Below are 16065 nucleotides of genomic sequence, written 5' to 3'. Positions count from 1 at the left end.
GCCATTCGAAAAAACAAGGTAATCTGCGCCATCGCAAGGAGAATGCGTTTTTTCAGGAGCAGGCATGACACATTTTACGGGCACTGCAAAATCGATCCGTCTGATTGGTGGGGCTCGGGTATTGGACTTTATCAATACCACCAATGGTCGTCGTCCCGGCACCGCACTCAAGGTCCTGGAAGAGCGACTCACCAGCTTTCAGTTCTTCTTTGAATGGGCATTCCATGCGTCGTTGATCTCGGCCCAGGAGTTTGCTGACTACAAGCCGATGGTGCTTGAGTCATCGATCGCCTACCAACCGGACCTGGACGCCGTTATTGCATTCAGGGAGTGCCTGTACGAGGTGTTCTATCCGTTGTCGTTGCGCGGCGCTGCACCCGATGAGGCGTTGCAGCAGATTAACCAAACGTTCCAGCACGGCGTCGCACGGCGCGTGCTGCGTTCTGTCGACGGTAAGCCTGCCTGGGAGTGGAAGCCTTGCAGTACGGCACAGGAACTGACGGCCACGGTGCTGGGGCGCCTGGCGATAGACGCCACGCAATTGCTGGTATCGGGTGATTTGCAGGCGTTGCGCAGTTGTACCTCGACTGACTGCGATTGGGTGTTTCTGGACGTCTCCAAGAACAAACAGCGCAAATGGTGTCAGATGAGCGTGTGCGGCAGCCGCGAAAAACTCAGCCGACTCAAGCAGGTTGGCGGCGCGCAATAGTTTCGAAGTCATATGGCGGGTAGCAATTTCTCCACTTAATAGGAAGCATTACTACTCACGCCCCGCCTCACCCGTGCACCCGCAACGATCCCTCCCTCCCTCAACGTCGGTGTACGTGGCCTGACGTCGCACCTGTCACCACGCTCCACCGTGCTGATCGATGGTGTATCGGCTGCATTCGCGCCGTACGGCCAGCCACAGCTGTCGATGGCGCCGATTTCGCTGGGTAACCTCGATAGCATTGACTCGATATGTCCGCTCATCCTGGCCAAGTTGGGCGGCGACCATGCCGATGGTGTGGTTTGTCTCTCACGCCTTCAGACGTTCTTCCTACCTCGATTCTGGAAACTATCAGCGGCCTCAGGAACCGGCTCCCACAGTTCTGCCACACAGGATATGCCTGCCTCCACGGGTTTCCTTGACGACTCATTAAGCGCCGGGGTAGCTGGAACAGTGAGGTCAGGCACCTGAATACACCGAACTGGAGAACTAGAATGTCGGTATCAGCATACAATCAGAGCATCGCTCCTTCCCTCGATAACGCCTCTCTCGCAGATGCAAAGCCCAGCACCGAGCGGTCTGCTACCGCGTCCAGTGCCCAGCTCACGATAGGCGTCAATTTCACCTCTCATCCTGGTCAATGCGGCCCAGTTTTCGGTGGCCCGCCGCCGCGGCCAGTCCCAGAAAACGTGCGCCCCAATCCCGGCCCACCTCCGCGGCCAGTCCCGGAAAACGTGCGCCCCAATCCCGGCCCGCCGCCGCGGCCAGTCCCAGAAAACGTGCGCCCTAATCCCGGCCCACCTCCGCGCCCGACCCCCACGTTGCCAGACCCTTATTACTCCAAGCAAAGCAACGAGCAACTGGCCCAGGGGCTTTTGAATAATTATGACGCGCTCAAGGGCCGCTGGCCTTCGCGTGAGATCACGCGCCAGAGCTTGCAGAAAATGGCCAATCAACCGTTAACGGGCAACCCCTATAAAGACCCGAACATCCGACTGGCGAACGAGGTGCTGCGGCGTCCCGGGTTGCTGCAATCGCTTGACCGAAATGGCTGCACCGGTGCATTGGATGGCCGTTTGTCCAAGAACGATATCCGGAGCTTTGTTCGTTCAGATAACCCCTTGAAATTGAATGACGACAAACAGATCGTCCAAGACGTACTGAATAATTTCAACGCATTGAAGGGTGGCTACTTCAGCAGCACGATAAAGCTCAGGGAGCTCAAGGCACGCGCTATGCAGCCGTTGACGGGCAACCCTTACACCGACCATCTCACCCAGCTGTCGAGGGAAATCATGTCCCGTTCAGATCTGAGGTCGGCGATGGACAATATCGTCAGCTGGCAACGCGATGGCAAGATCTCTCGACAGGAATTGTACGCACTGCTTCGTTAGACCTGGGCTGTCTTCTGCCGTGCACACGCGGCAGAAGTTCACAGGCGTTTGATGCAGTAAATACAACCCTGGCGTGCAGGAACCGTTTACGCAAATGCACCACCAAGAAAATATCCACCGGTCATTGATTACCGGTGGGGGCCTTCATCTACCGGATTAGGTCTGGACCATGAATTCGACATCATTTGAATCCCGTCATTCCCAGTACAACGCCTCGACCCTGGCCGGGCTTACGCAGGAGGCAGAAAGCCCAAGAGCGTCCCAGCTGCAGGGGCTCAACCTCACATCCTCGCCCAAGTTCAGCTTCAAGGCGCCCACCGCCGAAGATTTTGACAAAGGCTCTCGGGTGTTCATGGAGGAGTCGGCGCCCAGCCCTGTGCTTTCAGTGTTTGCCAGCTTGTGGAGCAAGTTGTCCCGCCGCTAGCAGCAGGCCATTCCAGGCCATGGATGGCCCGCAAAACTGAGGCGGTTACAAACGCTCAAGATTCACCGGGTCATATCGGGCGTCTTGGACGACCGTCTGCGGAACCATTGTTTTCTGAGAACCACTCAGTCGGTGCTTGTGCCATCTTGATTTCGAGGCGTTTTCGAGGATCAGGCAATCAGGCCCAGGCTACGGAATCTAGATAGGGTGGAGGTGAATCATGATTGGTAGTGTCAATAATCCGGGCTTTACGCAAACGGCGGCGCCAGCGACATCAGGGCCGACGGGAAACGGTCAGTCTCGTTTTGAGGTCGATGCTCGCGCATTAGGTAAACCGCTGCCAGCGGCGCAGCCAATCAACTCCCGATTCGCGAATGGCGCCGACCGGCACTTTGACGGTCAGAATCTGTACGGAGGCATGACGAAGGTTGGCAACCCCTTTGTCAGCTCAGACGACCATCTGCTGGCGACTGACCTGAAGAACAACCTGCCATTGCTGGACGCCTTCAAGAAAGAGGGACGACTGACCCAAAGCTCTTTGCAGGAGATTGCCAAAGAGGAACCCAACAGCAGCAAGGTCTCAGAGCGCACGATTATGTTGGCGCGAGAGATACTCAACCGCCCCCGGCTAAACGAAGCCATTATTGCAAAGGGCGGTGAAATCACGCATGAAAGCCTTACCTCAGCGGCCGCCTCACAGATCGGTAATACCAACCCCAACACGCAGAGCGCGGATCCGTTCCATGCGAAAACTGACGCGCAGGTCGTCCAGGCATTCAAGGGTATGTTCGATGATTTGCGGGACACGTCGGAAGACCGCACTTTCCTTTTCGGTACACAAAGACATCGTTACGTGAAAAAAGACACGATTATCGAAATCAGCAAGGACCCCAATCAGACGGGCAACAACGGTGAGCCTCTGCGGGATGTACGCACCGGGTTTCCTTTGAAAAAATACAGCGAACAACAAGTTTACCTGGCCAAGAATCTAATGGAGCGACCCGGGTTGATGGCTTCTCTGGATAGCTACAAAGCCAATGGTTACAGCCCGTTCGGTAGCCTGAATGACGATGGGTGGTTGAAGAACTACAGCATTGACCGCTGGCTGGAGAACGATAAGGCACAGAGGGGACAGTAAGGGCACACGCGTGCATGAGCATCTTGAAAGACGCTGCTCATGCCGTTATGCGGTCATACCCGCAGTATTTTCCCACTGACCGCCACCGCTGCCAGCAACACGCCTATCAACAGGAAGGCGGTTGCCAGGCTGCTGCCATGGGCGATAAATCCAATCACGGCAGGCCCGGCTAATATCCCCGCGTAGCCCAAGGTTGTAATGGCTGGCACGGCAATGTGTTCTGGCATGACATTTTGTTTGCCGACCGCGGAATAGAGCACTGGAACAATATTGGAGCACCCGGCGCCTACGAGTGCATAACCCAACAATGCCACTTCCCAGGCTGGGGATAATGTGGCGAGGAATGTGCCGGCGGCGGCGAGGGCGCCACCGACCACGATGACCCAGGTCGCGCCCAGCCGGCGCACGATTGCGTCACCGGTCAACCGCCCGGCAGTCATGGTCAAGGCAAATGCCGCGTAACCCAGGCCAGCATAGGCTTCGTCCAGGCCGCGCTCGTCACTGAGGAACACTGCGCTCCAGTCGAGCACCGCACCTTCGGCGAGAAACACGATAAAGCACAGACAACCGATGAACAGCACCACGCCGTGGGGCACGGCAAAAGCCGGGCCCGAACTCTCACTGCCATAAGGCAACAGATGCGGTGCGGCCTTGAGCAGCGCCGCCAGCGTAATGACGATCACCCCGAGGGTTGCCTGTAGCGGCGACAGGCCCAGCCCCAGTAATGCCGAAACCCCCGCCGCGCCGACGATCCCTCCCAGGCTGAACAGCCCGTGAAAGCCAGACATCATGGTTTTGCCGCTGGCCCGCTCGACGATCACCGCCTGCAGGTTGACGGTGGAATCCACCGCGCCCAAGCCAGCACCAAACAGAAACAAGCCCGCTATCAGTAACGGAATTGAACTGACCGTCGCCAGCATCGGCAACGCCAGGCAAATCATGATTGTCCCGGCGCTCAACACCTTTCGGCAGCCATAGCGCGAAGCCAGCGCACCCGCCGCGGGCATGGCGATGATCGAGCCGACACCCAGGCACAACAACAGCAGGCCCAGCGTACCTTCGCTCAGTCCGGCGCGGGCCTTGGCATACGGCACCAGCGGCGCCCAGGCCGCTATGCCGAAACCGGCGATAAAGAAAGCGATACGGGTCGACATTTGCTCCAGCCGCCCGGGAGCCACGGGCGCTGAGGTAGGGATGGCAGTCATGAAAAATCCTTGGTCTTGCGTTCAACGAACGATGTCCGGCGCCACATCGTTGCATATCAGGCCGTGGCAGGCGAGCCGGGCTCTCCTGGGATTCTACTGGTCGTGGACTTGGTTTTTAAAACCTGGAACGTAGGGGCAGTTTGCAGCCACGTGTGCAGTATCGAGTGTGTAGGAGGCGGTCTGGAAGGTGCGTAATCCCTGTGGGGGCTTTTGAACCCCTGGATGCTCACGGTGGATTCCCACCTTCCAGGCCGCCTCCCATCATCGGTAGGTTGTGTAATACGCTGTTGTCTCAATAGGTAGGCAAGCGGACGGACATCATTGATGAAACACTTCAGGCAAACAACGTCATGACCCTGTTCTATGACGCCCGCGGCAATATCTACGGCGTGGTCAGCCCGGCCTCATTAAGAGGCAAAGGTATTGATATGCCCGAAAGCGCTGCCTTGGCCGCGCAGACTCGTGACCGTTGGACAACATCCGCCATCGCCTGCGAATGCGATTGGGGCTCGACACCGCGCCTGGCCGGCACAAAGGCCCACCGCAGTGACGGCCTGCTGGTCGGCCCGTTCCAGGCCGAGCCGCCGTTTGACCTGCTGATCGTTAACACCGACGGCTCTTTGGCCGAGCGCAGTGGCAATGGCTTGACGATTTTCGCACAGGCGCTCACTGACCAGGGCCTGATGACTGGAGCCAGTGAGTTGCGGGTGCATCACGACAAGTCGGATGCGTTGACACCGGTACCGACACGGGTTGAGCCGGCAGTCCATGAACAGGTTGCCGGGTTCTGGCTTGAGCTAGGTTTTCCAGCTTTCGGGCCCATGGCGGTGGGGGCGCAGGCCGTTGGTCGGACGATGCTTGGCGCAATTGAACTGAGCCACGTGAGCGCGTTGGCGGTGATCAACCCACAGTGGGCAACCAGTCAGTTTGTGCGGGTGGGCAACCCTCATTGTGTGACGCTGGTCGAGCACGTTTCGGCATTGCCGGATAACGCACAGATGCAGCAGCCAGCCCTGTTCGAACCCTTGAAAGCGATTGCCTTCTCGCCCCCAGCGGGTGGCGGTGAACCCTGTGTGGCCGGTATCAATTTGCAATGGGCGGCGCGCCAGCCCGGCAACCGAGTCATCGCACGGGTGTTTGAGCGCGGGGAAGGGCCCACTGCGTCTTCCGGAACCAGCGCCAGCGCTGTGGCTTGCGCGGCATGGCGTGCTGGATGGGTTGAGAGCGGTGAGGTTGCCGTGGTGATGCCGGGTGGCATTGCGCCGGTGCGTTTGCACGCTCAGGGCGAGACGTTGCTGAGTGTCAGTCTCTTCGGGGCTGCAAAGCGGCAGGCGTGAGGTTGTTCAACCGCTGATGCTTCGATCCGGTGTCAGCTGTTTCTCTATCTGTTAGTCGTTCCAGCGAAAGTTTGCGTAGGACATTTCTTATTGCTAGGAAGTGGCTCATTGACTCATTTTCTTATTTTGTAAAAGACACTTCCAACTTCGTCGTACGAAACTTCTTTTTTATTTTAAAACGGCCGATTTCTGCCTGGAATCGCTAAGCTTCGAGGCGTTCAAGGACTTTTCTCAGCAACGTATTACATGTTTGGAGAGAGGAAGTATCTCAGGGCGTTCATTCATTAACGGCGGGTAACAACGGATGGTTAACGCGTTTGTTTTGTCACGTTTCAATCTGATTCTTCCACGCATAAATATCGACTTACAAGTACTGGCCTTCAAAGGCAGTGAGGTCCTTGATAAACCGTTCTTTATCCACGTGCAGGTGGTCAGTGAAAACCCTTCCCTTGATCTACAGGCGTTGCTTCACCAACCCGCCTACCTGGACTTTGGCGAAATCAACGAAGGCCTGCATGGTCAGGTTTACGCCGTGGGCCGGGATGACCCGGGCCGGCGCATCACTCGTTATCACCTGACCCTGGCGCCCCGCCTGGCTTACCTTGCACACCGGCATGACCAGCGGATTTTCCAGCAGCGCAGCGTGCCGCAGATCATCGCGGCGGTCCTGGAGCAGCATGGCATCCTGGCGGACGCCTATGCATTCGAGCTAGGCCCTGTGGTTTATCCGCCGCGCACGTTCTGTGTGCAGTACGCGGAAAGTGACTTGCACTTCATCCAGCGGCTGTGTGAAGAGGAGGGTATTCACTACCATTTTCGTCACAGTGCGGACGCTCACCTGTTGGTCTTTGGTGATGACCAGACCGTGTTTCGCCGCTTGCCCGTGCAGCGCTACTGCCCCGACAGCGGGCTGCAAGCGGATACAAAAGTGATCCAGCGTTTCGACCAGCGCTTGGCCACCCGTAGCCAAAAGACGGTGCGCCGGGATCACGACTTTGAACATCCCTCGTTGCACCTGCAGGACAGCGCGGGTTCTGCTTCGATACTCCCGCTTGAGGACTATCGGTACCCCGCTGGATTTGCCGGCCATGCCCGTGGCAAGCAATTGGCGCGTCGAGGGCTGGAGCGTCACCAACGCGACCGGCATCAAGCATTGGGCAAGAGTGATCAACCCTTACTGCGCAGTGGGCATTTCCTTGAACTACGTGATCATCCCGACCCCTCCTGCAACGACCTTTGGCTGATCACTTCGGTGCGTCACGAGGGTTATCAACCACAGGTGCTGGAGGAGGCTACACCTGCGGCTGACGTGTTCCGGGGGTATCGCAATCGCTTTATCGCGACACCCTGGCAAGCTGTGCATCGGCCGCCCCTCAAGCACCCCAAACCGACCATCAATGGCAGCCAGACCGCAACCGTGACGGGGCCAGACGGTGAGGACGTGCATTGCGACGCCTATGGCCGGGTGAAAGTGCGCTTTAACTGGGACCGCCTGGACAAGGCGGATGATAAAAGCAGTTGTTGGGTTCGGGTTGCGTCCGGGTGGGCCGGAGACGGGTTCGGCGCAACGATGATCCCGCGCGTGGGCATGGAAGTGCTGGTGACCTTCCTGGAAGGGGACCCGGACCGGCCGCTGATCAACGGTTGCCTGCCGAACGCGCTGCACCGGCCGACCTATCCTTTGCCGCAGCACAAGACCCGTAGTGTTTTGCGCAGCCGCAGTTCCCTTGGCGGCGAGGGCTCCAACGAAATGTACCTGGAAGACCGTCGTGGCGAAGAGCTTGTTTACCTGCGTGCGCAGCGCGACTTGGAGCAACGGGTCGGTCATGACAGTCGGTTGGAGGTCGCGGGGGAGCGGCGAGAAGTTATCCATGGTTTAAGCACGATTCACGTTGAAAGTGAAGAGCATCGTCATGTCACCGGCGATCGTAAAGTCGTGCTCAAGGCGAGCGACTACCTTGATGTGCAAGGCGATAGCCGGACCCACGTGACTCAGAACTTGGTCATTGAGGCGGGGCAGCAACTTCACCTCAAGTCCGGCGCCAGCCTGGTGATCGATGCCGGTGCGCAACTGAGCCTCCGGGCGGGAGGAGAGCATCTGGTCATCCAGGCGGGCGGCATCTTCAGCAGTCGCCCTATCACCCAGGGTGGTTCACCGTCAGGAGGCCTACTGGCGAACACCTTGACGGTGTCCGATGTGCCACGGGTCTCCAATGTACAAGGCAGCATCATGAACCTGTCCAGGCACCTGGGGGCGGATTACTGCCCGGTGTGCGAGCGCTGTCGTGAAGGCCTGTGTGAGCTGCCGGGGAGGGCTGCCTGATGCAGAACCTGCCAGGCCATTGGATGGCTCAACAGCAGCAGGCTGGGCGACAGCTGTGTTTGATCCTTGAGGGGCAGAGTAACGCGCGACAGCCGCTGCTGGCGGCGCGCAGTTTGTCAGAGTATCGCAGCCTCTATGGCGAGACCGCGCTGGCGGAACTGGCGGTGGAAGGCCCGGTGATCCTTCTGTTGAAACAGATAAGCGAGCCCGTGCTGCTCAACCTCTTGCAACAGCCCGAAACGAACTGGGGCTGGCTGGGCGCTTTGCCAAGCGAGGACCTGACAGGCGTGGCTCAACACTGGCGCGACCGTTTGCTGGTGGGGCAGGAAGGCGAGCAATCGATGTACCGTTTTCACGACAACCGCACTCTGGCGCGTGCATTGGCCTATCTGTGCCTGGAGCACTGGCCGGTATTCCTCGGCCCGTTGATCAGCGTGTGCTACTGGCACGAAGACCGCTGGCGCACGGCTGACAACCCGGCCCCCGGTGAGCATTCGCTGCCTGACCCGATCCCTTGGCTGAACACGCCCAACCCAAACGCCGAAGCCATCCTGCACGCCAATATCCTGCGTTACCTGTTGACCGAGTACAGCGAAAACTTGGTCTCACTGGTGGAATTCCAGGACCCGAGAATCTGGCTGTCACAGGTGCTGGAACAGGCGCGGGCCTGGCAATGGCGGGGGCCGGAGCAGCTGGAATTTTTGGTGGTGCGCAGGTTGGAGGAGGCCACAAGGAACAGCTTCATCCGGTGGCAACCGAAGGTGGGTGAAACACCGCAGGATCATTTTCAACGGATGGTGGAGCAGTGGAAATTGATGGGGGAAAAGGATGGGTAGGCGAAGTGTTGGCGTGTTGGTCGCGTTAGGGCTAATGGGCTGTGCGGGAGAGCCGGTTGATAGCGTGACGTTGGAGGTGGATTTACCTGCGGAATTCCGCTTCATCGGCGGCGCCAACTATGGGCCAGCGACCGGGGAGGTCTGCACGTTGCCGAGGCGTCGAGGCAAAAGACCCGAGAGGAAGATCTTTATTGCGCGTTACAAGCCTGTGGCTGAACGGGTGAGTTTTAAACTGCCATTGGCTGAGGTGATTGAAGGTTGTCCTACGGTTTTGCGTAGTGTGAATTTTGATATTTATGCGAAGTGGGGAAAGCGTGATACGGACGTAAGTGGCGATATTGCAGGTTTCTCAATTAGAGATCCGTCGAACGCCGATTTACCTGGTATGCCAGAAACAGGGATTCAGGAACTGCATAAGCAATGTCAGTGGTTATTTCGGACGGTGGGGCCGCAGCACGCGATCATCAAGGTGCTTGTATGTAAGCCCTTCGGGCTGGCGAGTCAGCCGCAAGAACAGCGTGCAGGAGTTCTTGTTGAACGGGATCAATTGCCGGGAAAAACACTCAGGGTGGTACTGAGCGTTACTGATGAGGAAGCCCCCGCAGTGGGTGATAACTGGTTAGCCGTTCCAGCCGGCTGGAAGCGTTGTAAAGGTGAGAGCTTTGAAGATTTGTTTGCGTTTTGTAATGGCAATATCACCGATTTTAAGCCTGTAAAAATGCCGGATGGTCGCGTATGTGACGTCTATCCATCGTGTAAGTAATAAGGGACAAGTTCATGAAGCTAGATGCACGGAAGCGATCTTTTTTCAGTGATAGCAAACCGGCCTGTTCATTGCGAGGGCATTGGGTGAGCTTTTGCCTGGTCGATGAACTGGGCGTTGGAGCGGCATACGGTGGTTTGCCTTACACCGTCCACGATAGTGCAGGGCAGCAGTACAAAGGCAGGCTGAATGGAGAAGGGTTTGCCAAATTACAAGATATTTACTGTGGACCTGTGGTGCTTGTTTTTGACGACCTGTATTCCGGAACAGAGCAGCCGTATAAATGGCTGATGTTACGCCCTACTTACAAGCTCCCTATCACCGAACTCCAAATTCGCGCTGAACAGACTCGATTTGCAGTCTCTGACGGTCAGCGTACTGAAGGTAACCCTGCTAGACAAACGGCCAACCGGTTCTATCAAGTTGAGGTCCGCGATTTGGTTCGCCATGTCGCCCACTTGCCGCCGATTGCTCCGCGAACTCATCAGCCCCAACGACACGCACTGAAAATGATGGCGGATCTGGGGTTTGGGCCGTCTCAATCGACTTTGGCGGGAGTCGTGTTATTTCCCAATAACCACACCGTTCTTGAGGTTCGACCACTGCGTGCATTCCGTCCGATGCTTTCAACCGATGACAGCTTCTGCGCCTTGAACCTGTATCAGTTAGCGTTGATGGCTACCTTGAGTTATTGCAAATTCGGCCAAGAGCCACCTCAAAAGCCTCAAGACGAAGTTCGCTTCCCTTTTGATCCCAGCGTCGGTCATTTTTTCGCTGAGAAACTCTCGAGTTATCACGAAGCCTGGCGCGTCGATGCAGAGCAGGACCAGCGTTTTTACCCGCTCTACGAAGAGGTCCCGTACTCTCGACGTTTCGAGATTCTACCCTTCGATCCTGTGTTGTATCCCCAGAACCGACCAGAACTGGAGGAGAAGCAAGAGCACCCTGCGAGTTTGCATTTTTTTGATGACGAAGAGTTGGGTACCGACACGCAAGCATTTATCAGCCACCACGAAGAGGTGATCCTGATCGCGGTGCGTGGTACCGCCAGTGCTGCTGATGGGCTACGGGATGCAAACGCCCATCAGGTAGCTTTCGTTGACGGTGCTGGTAAGGCACACGAAGGTTTTTACCAGGCTTACCAGGCGATGCGCGATTTTGTATTGCGATACCTTGGTCGGTTCCACACCAACCAACGAATAATCATCTGCGGCCACAGCCTGGGCGGCGCGATCGCTTTGCTTTTGGCAGAAGGCCTGCGGCGAGCACCGGATGCCAACTACAACATCCTCCTCTACACCTACGGCGCCCCCCGCGCCGCCGATGCCGAATTCACCGCGGGCGCCTCCACCCTGGTCCACCACCGTATCGTCAACCACAACGACCCCGTCCCCAGTGTCCCAGCTCCGTGGATGAATACCATCGCCAAACTCTGGGTCCCTGGCGCCGTCACTCTCTTCAGTGCCCCTGCACCTGGCGGCCTGCTGTTCGCCGCCGGTCTGGTTCGTTTCGGTGGGAACCCTTATCAGCACCATGGCGAACAACAACACTTCATGCCGATCATGCTCGCGGATGGCACGCGTTCTTCAGTGCTTTGGAAGCCCGGTTGTGAATCCATTCAAGAGGCCGGTTGCAACCGAGCGTTGCAACTGCATGGCGACATGCCCGACCGCGATAACCTGCTGAAACAGCTGCTCCAAGCCAACCAACACTTCATGACCGCCAGCTACATCCCGGCTGCCTGGGCGACGCTACGTCGCTGGCAACAAACCCAGGAAAGCGACGGCCCATTGGTCACGCCAAGAGAGTTTGAATTACTTGATCATGCACTCGAAGGCATGCGCCAGCAGTTGCGAAACAAACGCAGGGAACTGGCCCGGCTAAGACCTGCCAACGACCGTGGCTATGAACACAACGAAGCCTTGAACGCCGAGATCGATCGCTTGCACACCAGCCGCGAGCGCCTTGCCACCCTGCGCTGGCGCCGTCTGGACGCCCGTGATGTCTACGGCATTCACGCCCACAGTGCCCATTTGCAACCCAGCCTCAAGCGCTGGTTCAGCCACCGTGAAAACCGTGAACCGGCCCAGGTCGCCAGTATCCCTCCCGCCACGCAAACCGAGTGGGGGAGGGCGCAAACGCTGGATATCGACTCGATCGTATGACCGAGACGTTTACATAAACTCAACCTGCGCTGGCTGACGCTTCATCAACACTTTGCCATTGCGGATCGAGTACAGCGGCAAGCCCTGGCTGCGGATGACCTCGTAGTCGCTGTCCGCCGAAAGGATTAACAGGTTGGCTGGCCGCCCAGGCTCCAGGCCGTAGCGGTCACCCAGGGCCATGGCCTTGGCGCTGTTGTCAGTGACCAGGTCGAGGGCGTTTTGCAGGTTGCGGTAGCCGAGCATGTGGCAGATGTGCAAACCGGCTTCGAGCACCCGCAGGATGTTGCCGTTGCCCAGGGGGTACCAGGGGTCGACGATGGAGTCCTGGCCGAAGCACACGTTCATGCCGGCTTCCAGCAGTTCGTTGACCCGGGTGACGCCGCGGCGTTTCGGGAAGGTATCGAAGCGGCCTTGCAGGTGAATGCTTTCGGTGGGGCAGGAGACGAAACTGATACCCGAGTGCCCGAGCAAGCGAAAGAGTTTGGCGCAATAGGCATTGTCGTAGGAGCCCATGGCCGTGGTGTGGCTGGCGGTGACGCGGGCCCCCATGTCGCGGCTGCGGGCTTCTTCGGCCAGCACTTCGAGAAAGCGCGAGTGCGGGTCGTCGGTTTCGTCGCAGTGCACGTCCACCAGGCAGCCGGTACGTTCGGCCAGGTCCATCAGGAACTTCACCGAACTCACGCCTTGGTCGCGGGTGTATTCAAAGTGCGGGATACCGCCGATCACGTCGGCGCCCAGGCGAATGGCTTCTTCCATCAGCTCGCGGCCGTTGCGGTACGACTCGATGCCTTCCTGGGGGAACGCGACGATCTGCAGGTCGATCAGGTGCGTGCTTTCTTCACGCACTTGCAGCATGGCCTTGAGTGCTGTGAGGTCCGGGTCGGTGACGTCGACGTGGGTGCGCACATGCTGGATACCGTGGGCGGCGAGGGTCTGGAGAGTCTTTTTGGCGCGGGTCTTGGTGTCTTCCTGGGTGATGGTGGCTTTGCGTTCGCCCCAGCATTCGATGCCTTCGAACAAGGTGCCGCTCATGTTCCAACGCGGTTCGCCGGCAGTCAGGGTGGCGTCGAGATGGATATGCGGTTCGACAAAGGGTGGAATCACCAGATTGCCGGCGGCGTCCAGGGCGTCGGCCGCTGCACTTGGTGCTCCCGATTGTGGGGTGATGCTGGCGATCCGGCCATGTTCCAGGTGCAGATCATGCAGGCCTTCACGGTCGCGCAGGCGGGCGTTGATGATGTGCATGGGCAAGTTCCTCTTGGCTAAAAACAGTCAGGCAGACAGCCGCCAGATCATCAGCGAAATGCCGATGTCCAGGCGATCATAAGCATTATCCAGCGTCAGCCCGCACAGGGCTTCGATGCGCTGGACGCGGTGTGTCAGGGTGTTGCGGTGCACGGCCAGGCGCTGGGCAGCGGCCACAAGGTTACCATTCTCGTGAAACCAGGCTTCCAGAGTGGGCATGAGGCTGGGGCCATGGTGCAGGTCGTGGCGCAGCAAGGGGCCGAGGCGTTCATTCAGGAATTGGTCGAGCAGGGCGCGATCACGCACGCCGCTTAGCAGCTTGAGCACGCCCAGTTCGTCGTACACGCACAGCCCGGCGCGTTCGCTGAAACGCCGCGCAGCCGCGAGTGCCTGGCGCGCTTCCTCCTGCGCCTGGGCCAGGCGTGCGGGTGGGTGAGCGGCGGCGCTGAGGCCAATAAACAATTTAAGCGGCGACAGGCGCAGATTCAGTGGGTTGAGCCAGTTGGCCAATTGTTGGCGGTTGGCCAAGGCTGCGGCAGCGTCCTGTGCCGGCAGCAGCAACGTCCATTGCCCGGCTCGACCCTGCACCGGCAACCCGGCCGAGAACTGACGCAAGCGGCGGCTGATGGCGTCGTGTTGTCGGGCCAGTTGCGCCTCCACAGAAGCCGCATCACCCTGGGCAAACAGCGATTCACTGCCTTCCAGTTGCAGTTGCACCACCTGCCAATGCCCGGCCAGCGGCATGCCCAACTGCGTGGCCCGGTGCAGCAAGAGATCCAGGGATTGGTAGTCGCCGGTCAGCAAGCGTTCCAGTACGTCATGCCGTGAGCGCCCCAACTGCTCGGACTGGATCAGCGCCGAACCGATGGCTTGGGTCACCAATACCATTTTCAGCGAGTAGGGCTGTTCGACCAGCGGCATGCCGGCGGCTTCGGCAGCGTCGAGTAAGCGCTGGGGGATCGCCTGGATATAGGACGGCCCGGTCAGAACCACCAGCCCAGCCACTTGACGCTCGCAGGCTTCCTCCAGCAATTGCAGCAGGTTGGCTTCGTCACGCGGGTGATTGATCCCGGTGACGAATACCAGTTCGCCGCCCAGCACCCATTCGGCGATCCCGCTGTTTTCCGCCACATAAGGCCAGCGCACGCCGTTATCCAGACCCGCCTCGCCCGCGCGCAGGCGCATGGATTCCAAACCTGGCAGGGCGAGCACATCGGCAATGGTCAAGCTCATGCTTGAGCGTCAGCCAACGGCGCTCGCACCCGTAGTACGGCGGTGAGCGCGATGTAGGTCAACGACGCGGCGACGATGCCCACCAATGGCGCGACCCAGGGCGAACTGAATGCCAGCACTGTGCCCACGGCATAGGCGACCAGTCCTGGCCAGTTGAACGCCGGCAGGCGGGCATCGGCCAGGCGTGGATAGTGGCCGCGATAGCGATAGAAAAAGTCCGCCATGATCACCCCACCAATCGGCGGGATCACCGTACCCAGCACAATCAAGTAGGGCACCAGCAGGTCGTACATGCCGAGTAACGCCAGCAGGGTGCCGATCACCGCACCGGCCAGGGTCACGGTCTTGCGCCGCTTGGTGCGCAGCAAGTTGCAGCCGGCCACGGCGAAGTTGTAGATGGTGTTGTCCTGGGTACTCCAGATATTGAGTAGCAACATGACCATCGCCGCCATGGCAAAGCCTTGCAGCAACAACACTTCGATTACGTCCGGTTGCTGGTAGACGATGGCACCGTAGGCGCCGATCAGCACCATCAAGCCGTTGCCGATAAAGAAACCGATCAGGCTCGCCAGCACGGCCACCTTGGCCGAACGCGAAAACCGCGTCCAATTGGTGGCCTGGGTCGCGCCGCTGACAAAGGTGCCGAACACCAGGGTAATCGCCGTGGACAAGTCCAGCTCAGCGGTCGGTACCACTGCCAGCAGTCCGTCCAGTCCACCGACTTTCACTGTCGCTACCCACATCGACAGAAACAGCAGAATGCCCATGGCTGGCACCGCGATGTAGGACAGAATTTCCAGCCCACGATAACCAATGTAGGCCGTGGCGCAGAACACCAGACCAAACAACACCATCAACGCAAGCACACTGCCCTGGCTCAGTTCGAAATACTTGCCAAGCACTACGGCAGCAGTGGCAGTACCCCAGGCATACCAGCCGATTTGAGTGAAGCCGAGGATCAAGTCGCTGAGTTTGCTGCCCACTTCGCCAAAGCAGAAGCGCCCCATCAACACTGAATTCAGCCCGCTCTTGAAGGCGATGTAACCCAGGCCTGCGGCGTACATACCCAACAAAAGGTTACCCAGGGCCACCACGCCGAGCATGTCGACGAAACTGAACGCCACCCCCAGCTTGCCGCCGGCAAACATGGTTGCGGTAAAAAGGGTAAAGCCCAGCAGCACCATGGCGGTCGATGCCAGGCCCTTGCGAGCATGCATGGGGACTTCGCTGAGGGGGTAGTCGTTGCCCGGTTCTTGCTGCGTCATGTGCCTTGCTCCCTGAGTGAGTGACGCA

The 16065-nt window shown here is 58.7% G+C and carries 13 protein-coding genes and 1 pseudogene; 10 read left to right on the top strand and 4 right to left on the bottom strand.

Annotated elements, in window-relative coordinates; all coding sequences use genetic code 11:
- Positions 1–64: 64 nt before the first annotated feature.
- The 5 genes and pseudogenes from AACY08_RS08255 (at position 65) to AACY08_RS08240 (ending at position 3665) form a co-directional block, all read left to right on the top strand.
- Positions 65–709 carry a CGNR zinc finger domain-containing protein gene (locus AACY08_RS08255; protein ID WP_339468983.1) on the top strand — a complete coding sequence of 215 codons (645 nt, stop codon included), beginning with the start codon at positions 65–67 and terminating at the stop codon, positions 707–709.
- Positions 710–805: 96 nt separating this feature from the next.
- Positions 806–1012 (top strand): annotated as a pseudogene (locus AACY08_RS30415) (hypothetical protein); the annotation flags it as partial.
- Positions 1013–1530: 518 nt separating this feature from the next.
- Positions 1531–2103, top strand: a complete 573-nt coding sequence (locus tag AACY08_RS08250; protein WP_339468982.1) for a hypothetical protein — start codon at positions 1531–1533, stop codon at positions 2101–2103.
- Between the two features lie 169 nt (positions 2104–2272).
- Positions 2273–2527, top strand: coding sequence for a hypothetical protein (locus AACY08_RS08245; protein WP_339468981.1), 255 nt, complete (start codon positions 2273–2275; stop codon positions 2525–2527).
- A gap of 220 nt (positions 2528–2747) precedes the next feature.
- Positions 2748–3665, top strand: coding sequence for a hypothetical protein (locus tag AACY08_RS08240; RefSeq protein ID WP_339468980.1), 918 nt, complete (start codon positions 2748–2750; stop codon positions 3663–3665).
- A gap of 53 nt (positions 3666–3718) precedes the next feature.
- Here AACY08_RS08240 and AACY08_RS08235 read toward each other — a convergent pair whose 3' ends face one another.
- Positions 3719–4870: an MFS transporter gene (locus AACY08_RS08235; RefSeq protein WP_339468979.1), complete on the bottom strand. Its 1152-nt coding sequence runs from the start codon at positions 4868–4870 to the stop codon at positions 3719–3721.
- Between the two features lie 350 nt (positions 4871–5220).
- On the opposite strand from AACY08_RS08235, the gene AACY08_RS08230 reads away from it, so the two are divergent.
- The 5 genes from AACY08_RS08230 to AACY08_RS08210 all read left to right on the top strand — a co-directional run bounded on the left by AACY08_RS08230 (position 5221) and on the right by AACY08_RS08210 (position 12294).
- Entirely contained in the window at positions 5221–6207 is a 987-nt protein-coding gene (locus AACY08_RS08230; protein WP_339468978.1) for a diaminopimelate epimerase, read from the top strand.
- Positions 6208–6511: 304 nt separating this feature from the next.
- A complete protein-coding gene (tssI, locus tag AACY08_RS08225; protein WP_339468976.1) occupies positions 6512–8530 on the top strand; it encodes a type VI secretion system tip protein TssI/VgrG in 2019 nt (672 codons plus the stop codon).
- The gene (locus tag AACY08_RS08220; protein ID WP_339468975.1) at positions 8530–9366 is read left to right on the top strand and encodes a DUF4123 domain-containing protein; all 837 of its coding nucleotides are present in this window, start codon (positions 8530–8532) and stop codon (positions 9364–9366) included. Before tssI ends, AACY08_RS08220 begins: the two co-directional genes overlap by 1 nt.
- Positions 9359–10129: a hypothetical protein gene (locus AACY08_RS08215; protein ID WP_339468974.1), complete on the top strand. Its 771-nt coding sequence runs from the start codon at positions 9359–9361 to the stop codon at positions 10127–10129. The genes AACY08_RS08220 and AACY08_RS08215 overlap by 8 nt, the downstream gene beginning before the upstream one ends.
- Before the next feature lie 14 nt (positions 10130–10143).
- The gene (locus tag AACY08_RS08210; RefSeq protein WP_339468973.1) at positions 10144–12294 is read left to right on the top strand and encodes a lipase family protein; all 2151 of its coding nucleotides are present in this window, start codon (positions 10144–10146) and stop codon (positions 12292–12294) included.
- Between the two features lie 9 nt (positions 12295–12303).
- Here the strand turns inward: AACY08_RS08210 and codA are convergent, their stop codons facing one another.
- Genes codA through codB form a run of 3 tightly spaced genes read right to left on the bottom strand, consistent with a single transcriptional unit; the run spans position 12304 to position 16037 of the window.
- A complete protein-coding gene (gene codA, locus AACY08_RS08205) occupies positions 12304–13539 on the bottom strand; it encodes a cytosine deaminase (RefSeq protein ID WP_339468972.1) in 1236 nt (411 codons plus the stop codon).
- A gap of 27 nt (positions 13540–13566) precedes the next feature.
- Complete coding sequence (locus AACY08_RS08200) at positions 13567–14772, bottom strand: PucR family transcriptional regulator (protein ID WP_339468970.1); 1206 nt, start codon at positions 14770–14772, stop codon at positions 13567–13569.
- Entirely contained in the window at positions 14769–16037 is a 1269-nt protein-coding gene (gene codB / locus AACY08_RS08195) for a cytosine permease (RefSeq protein ID WP_339468968.1), read from the bottom strand. Before codB ends, AACY08_RS08200 begins: the two co-directional genes overlap by 4 nt.
- Positions 16038–16065 lie beyond the last annotated feature (28 nt).

Origin of the sequence: Pseudomonas sp. EL_65y_Pfl1_R83 (assembly GCF_963970695.1) — a bacterium.
Lineage (GTDB): Bacteria > Pseudomonadota > Gammaproteobacteria > Pseudomonadales > Pseudomonadaceae > Aquipseudomonas > Aquipseudomonas tritici.
Note: the sequence above shows the minus strand (reverse complement) of the source record. Positions and strands in the feature narration are given on the sequence as shown.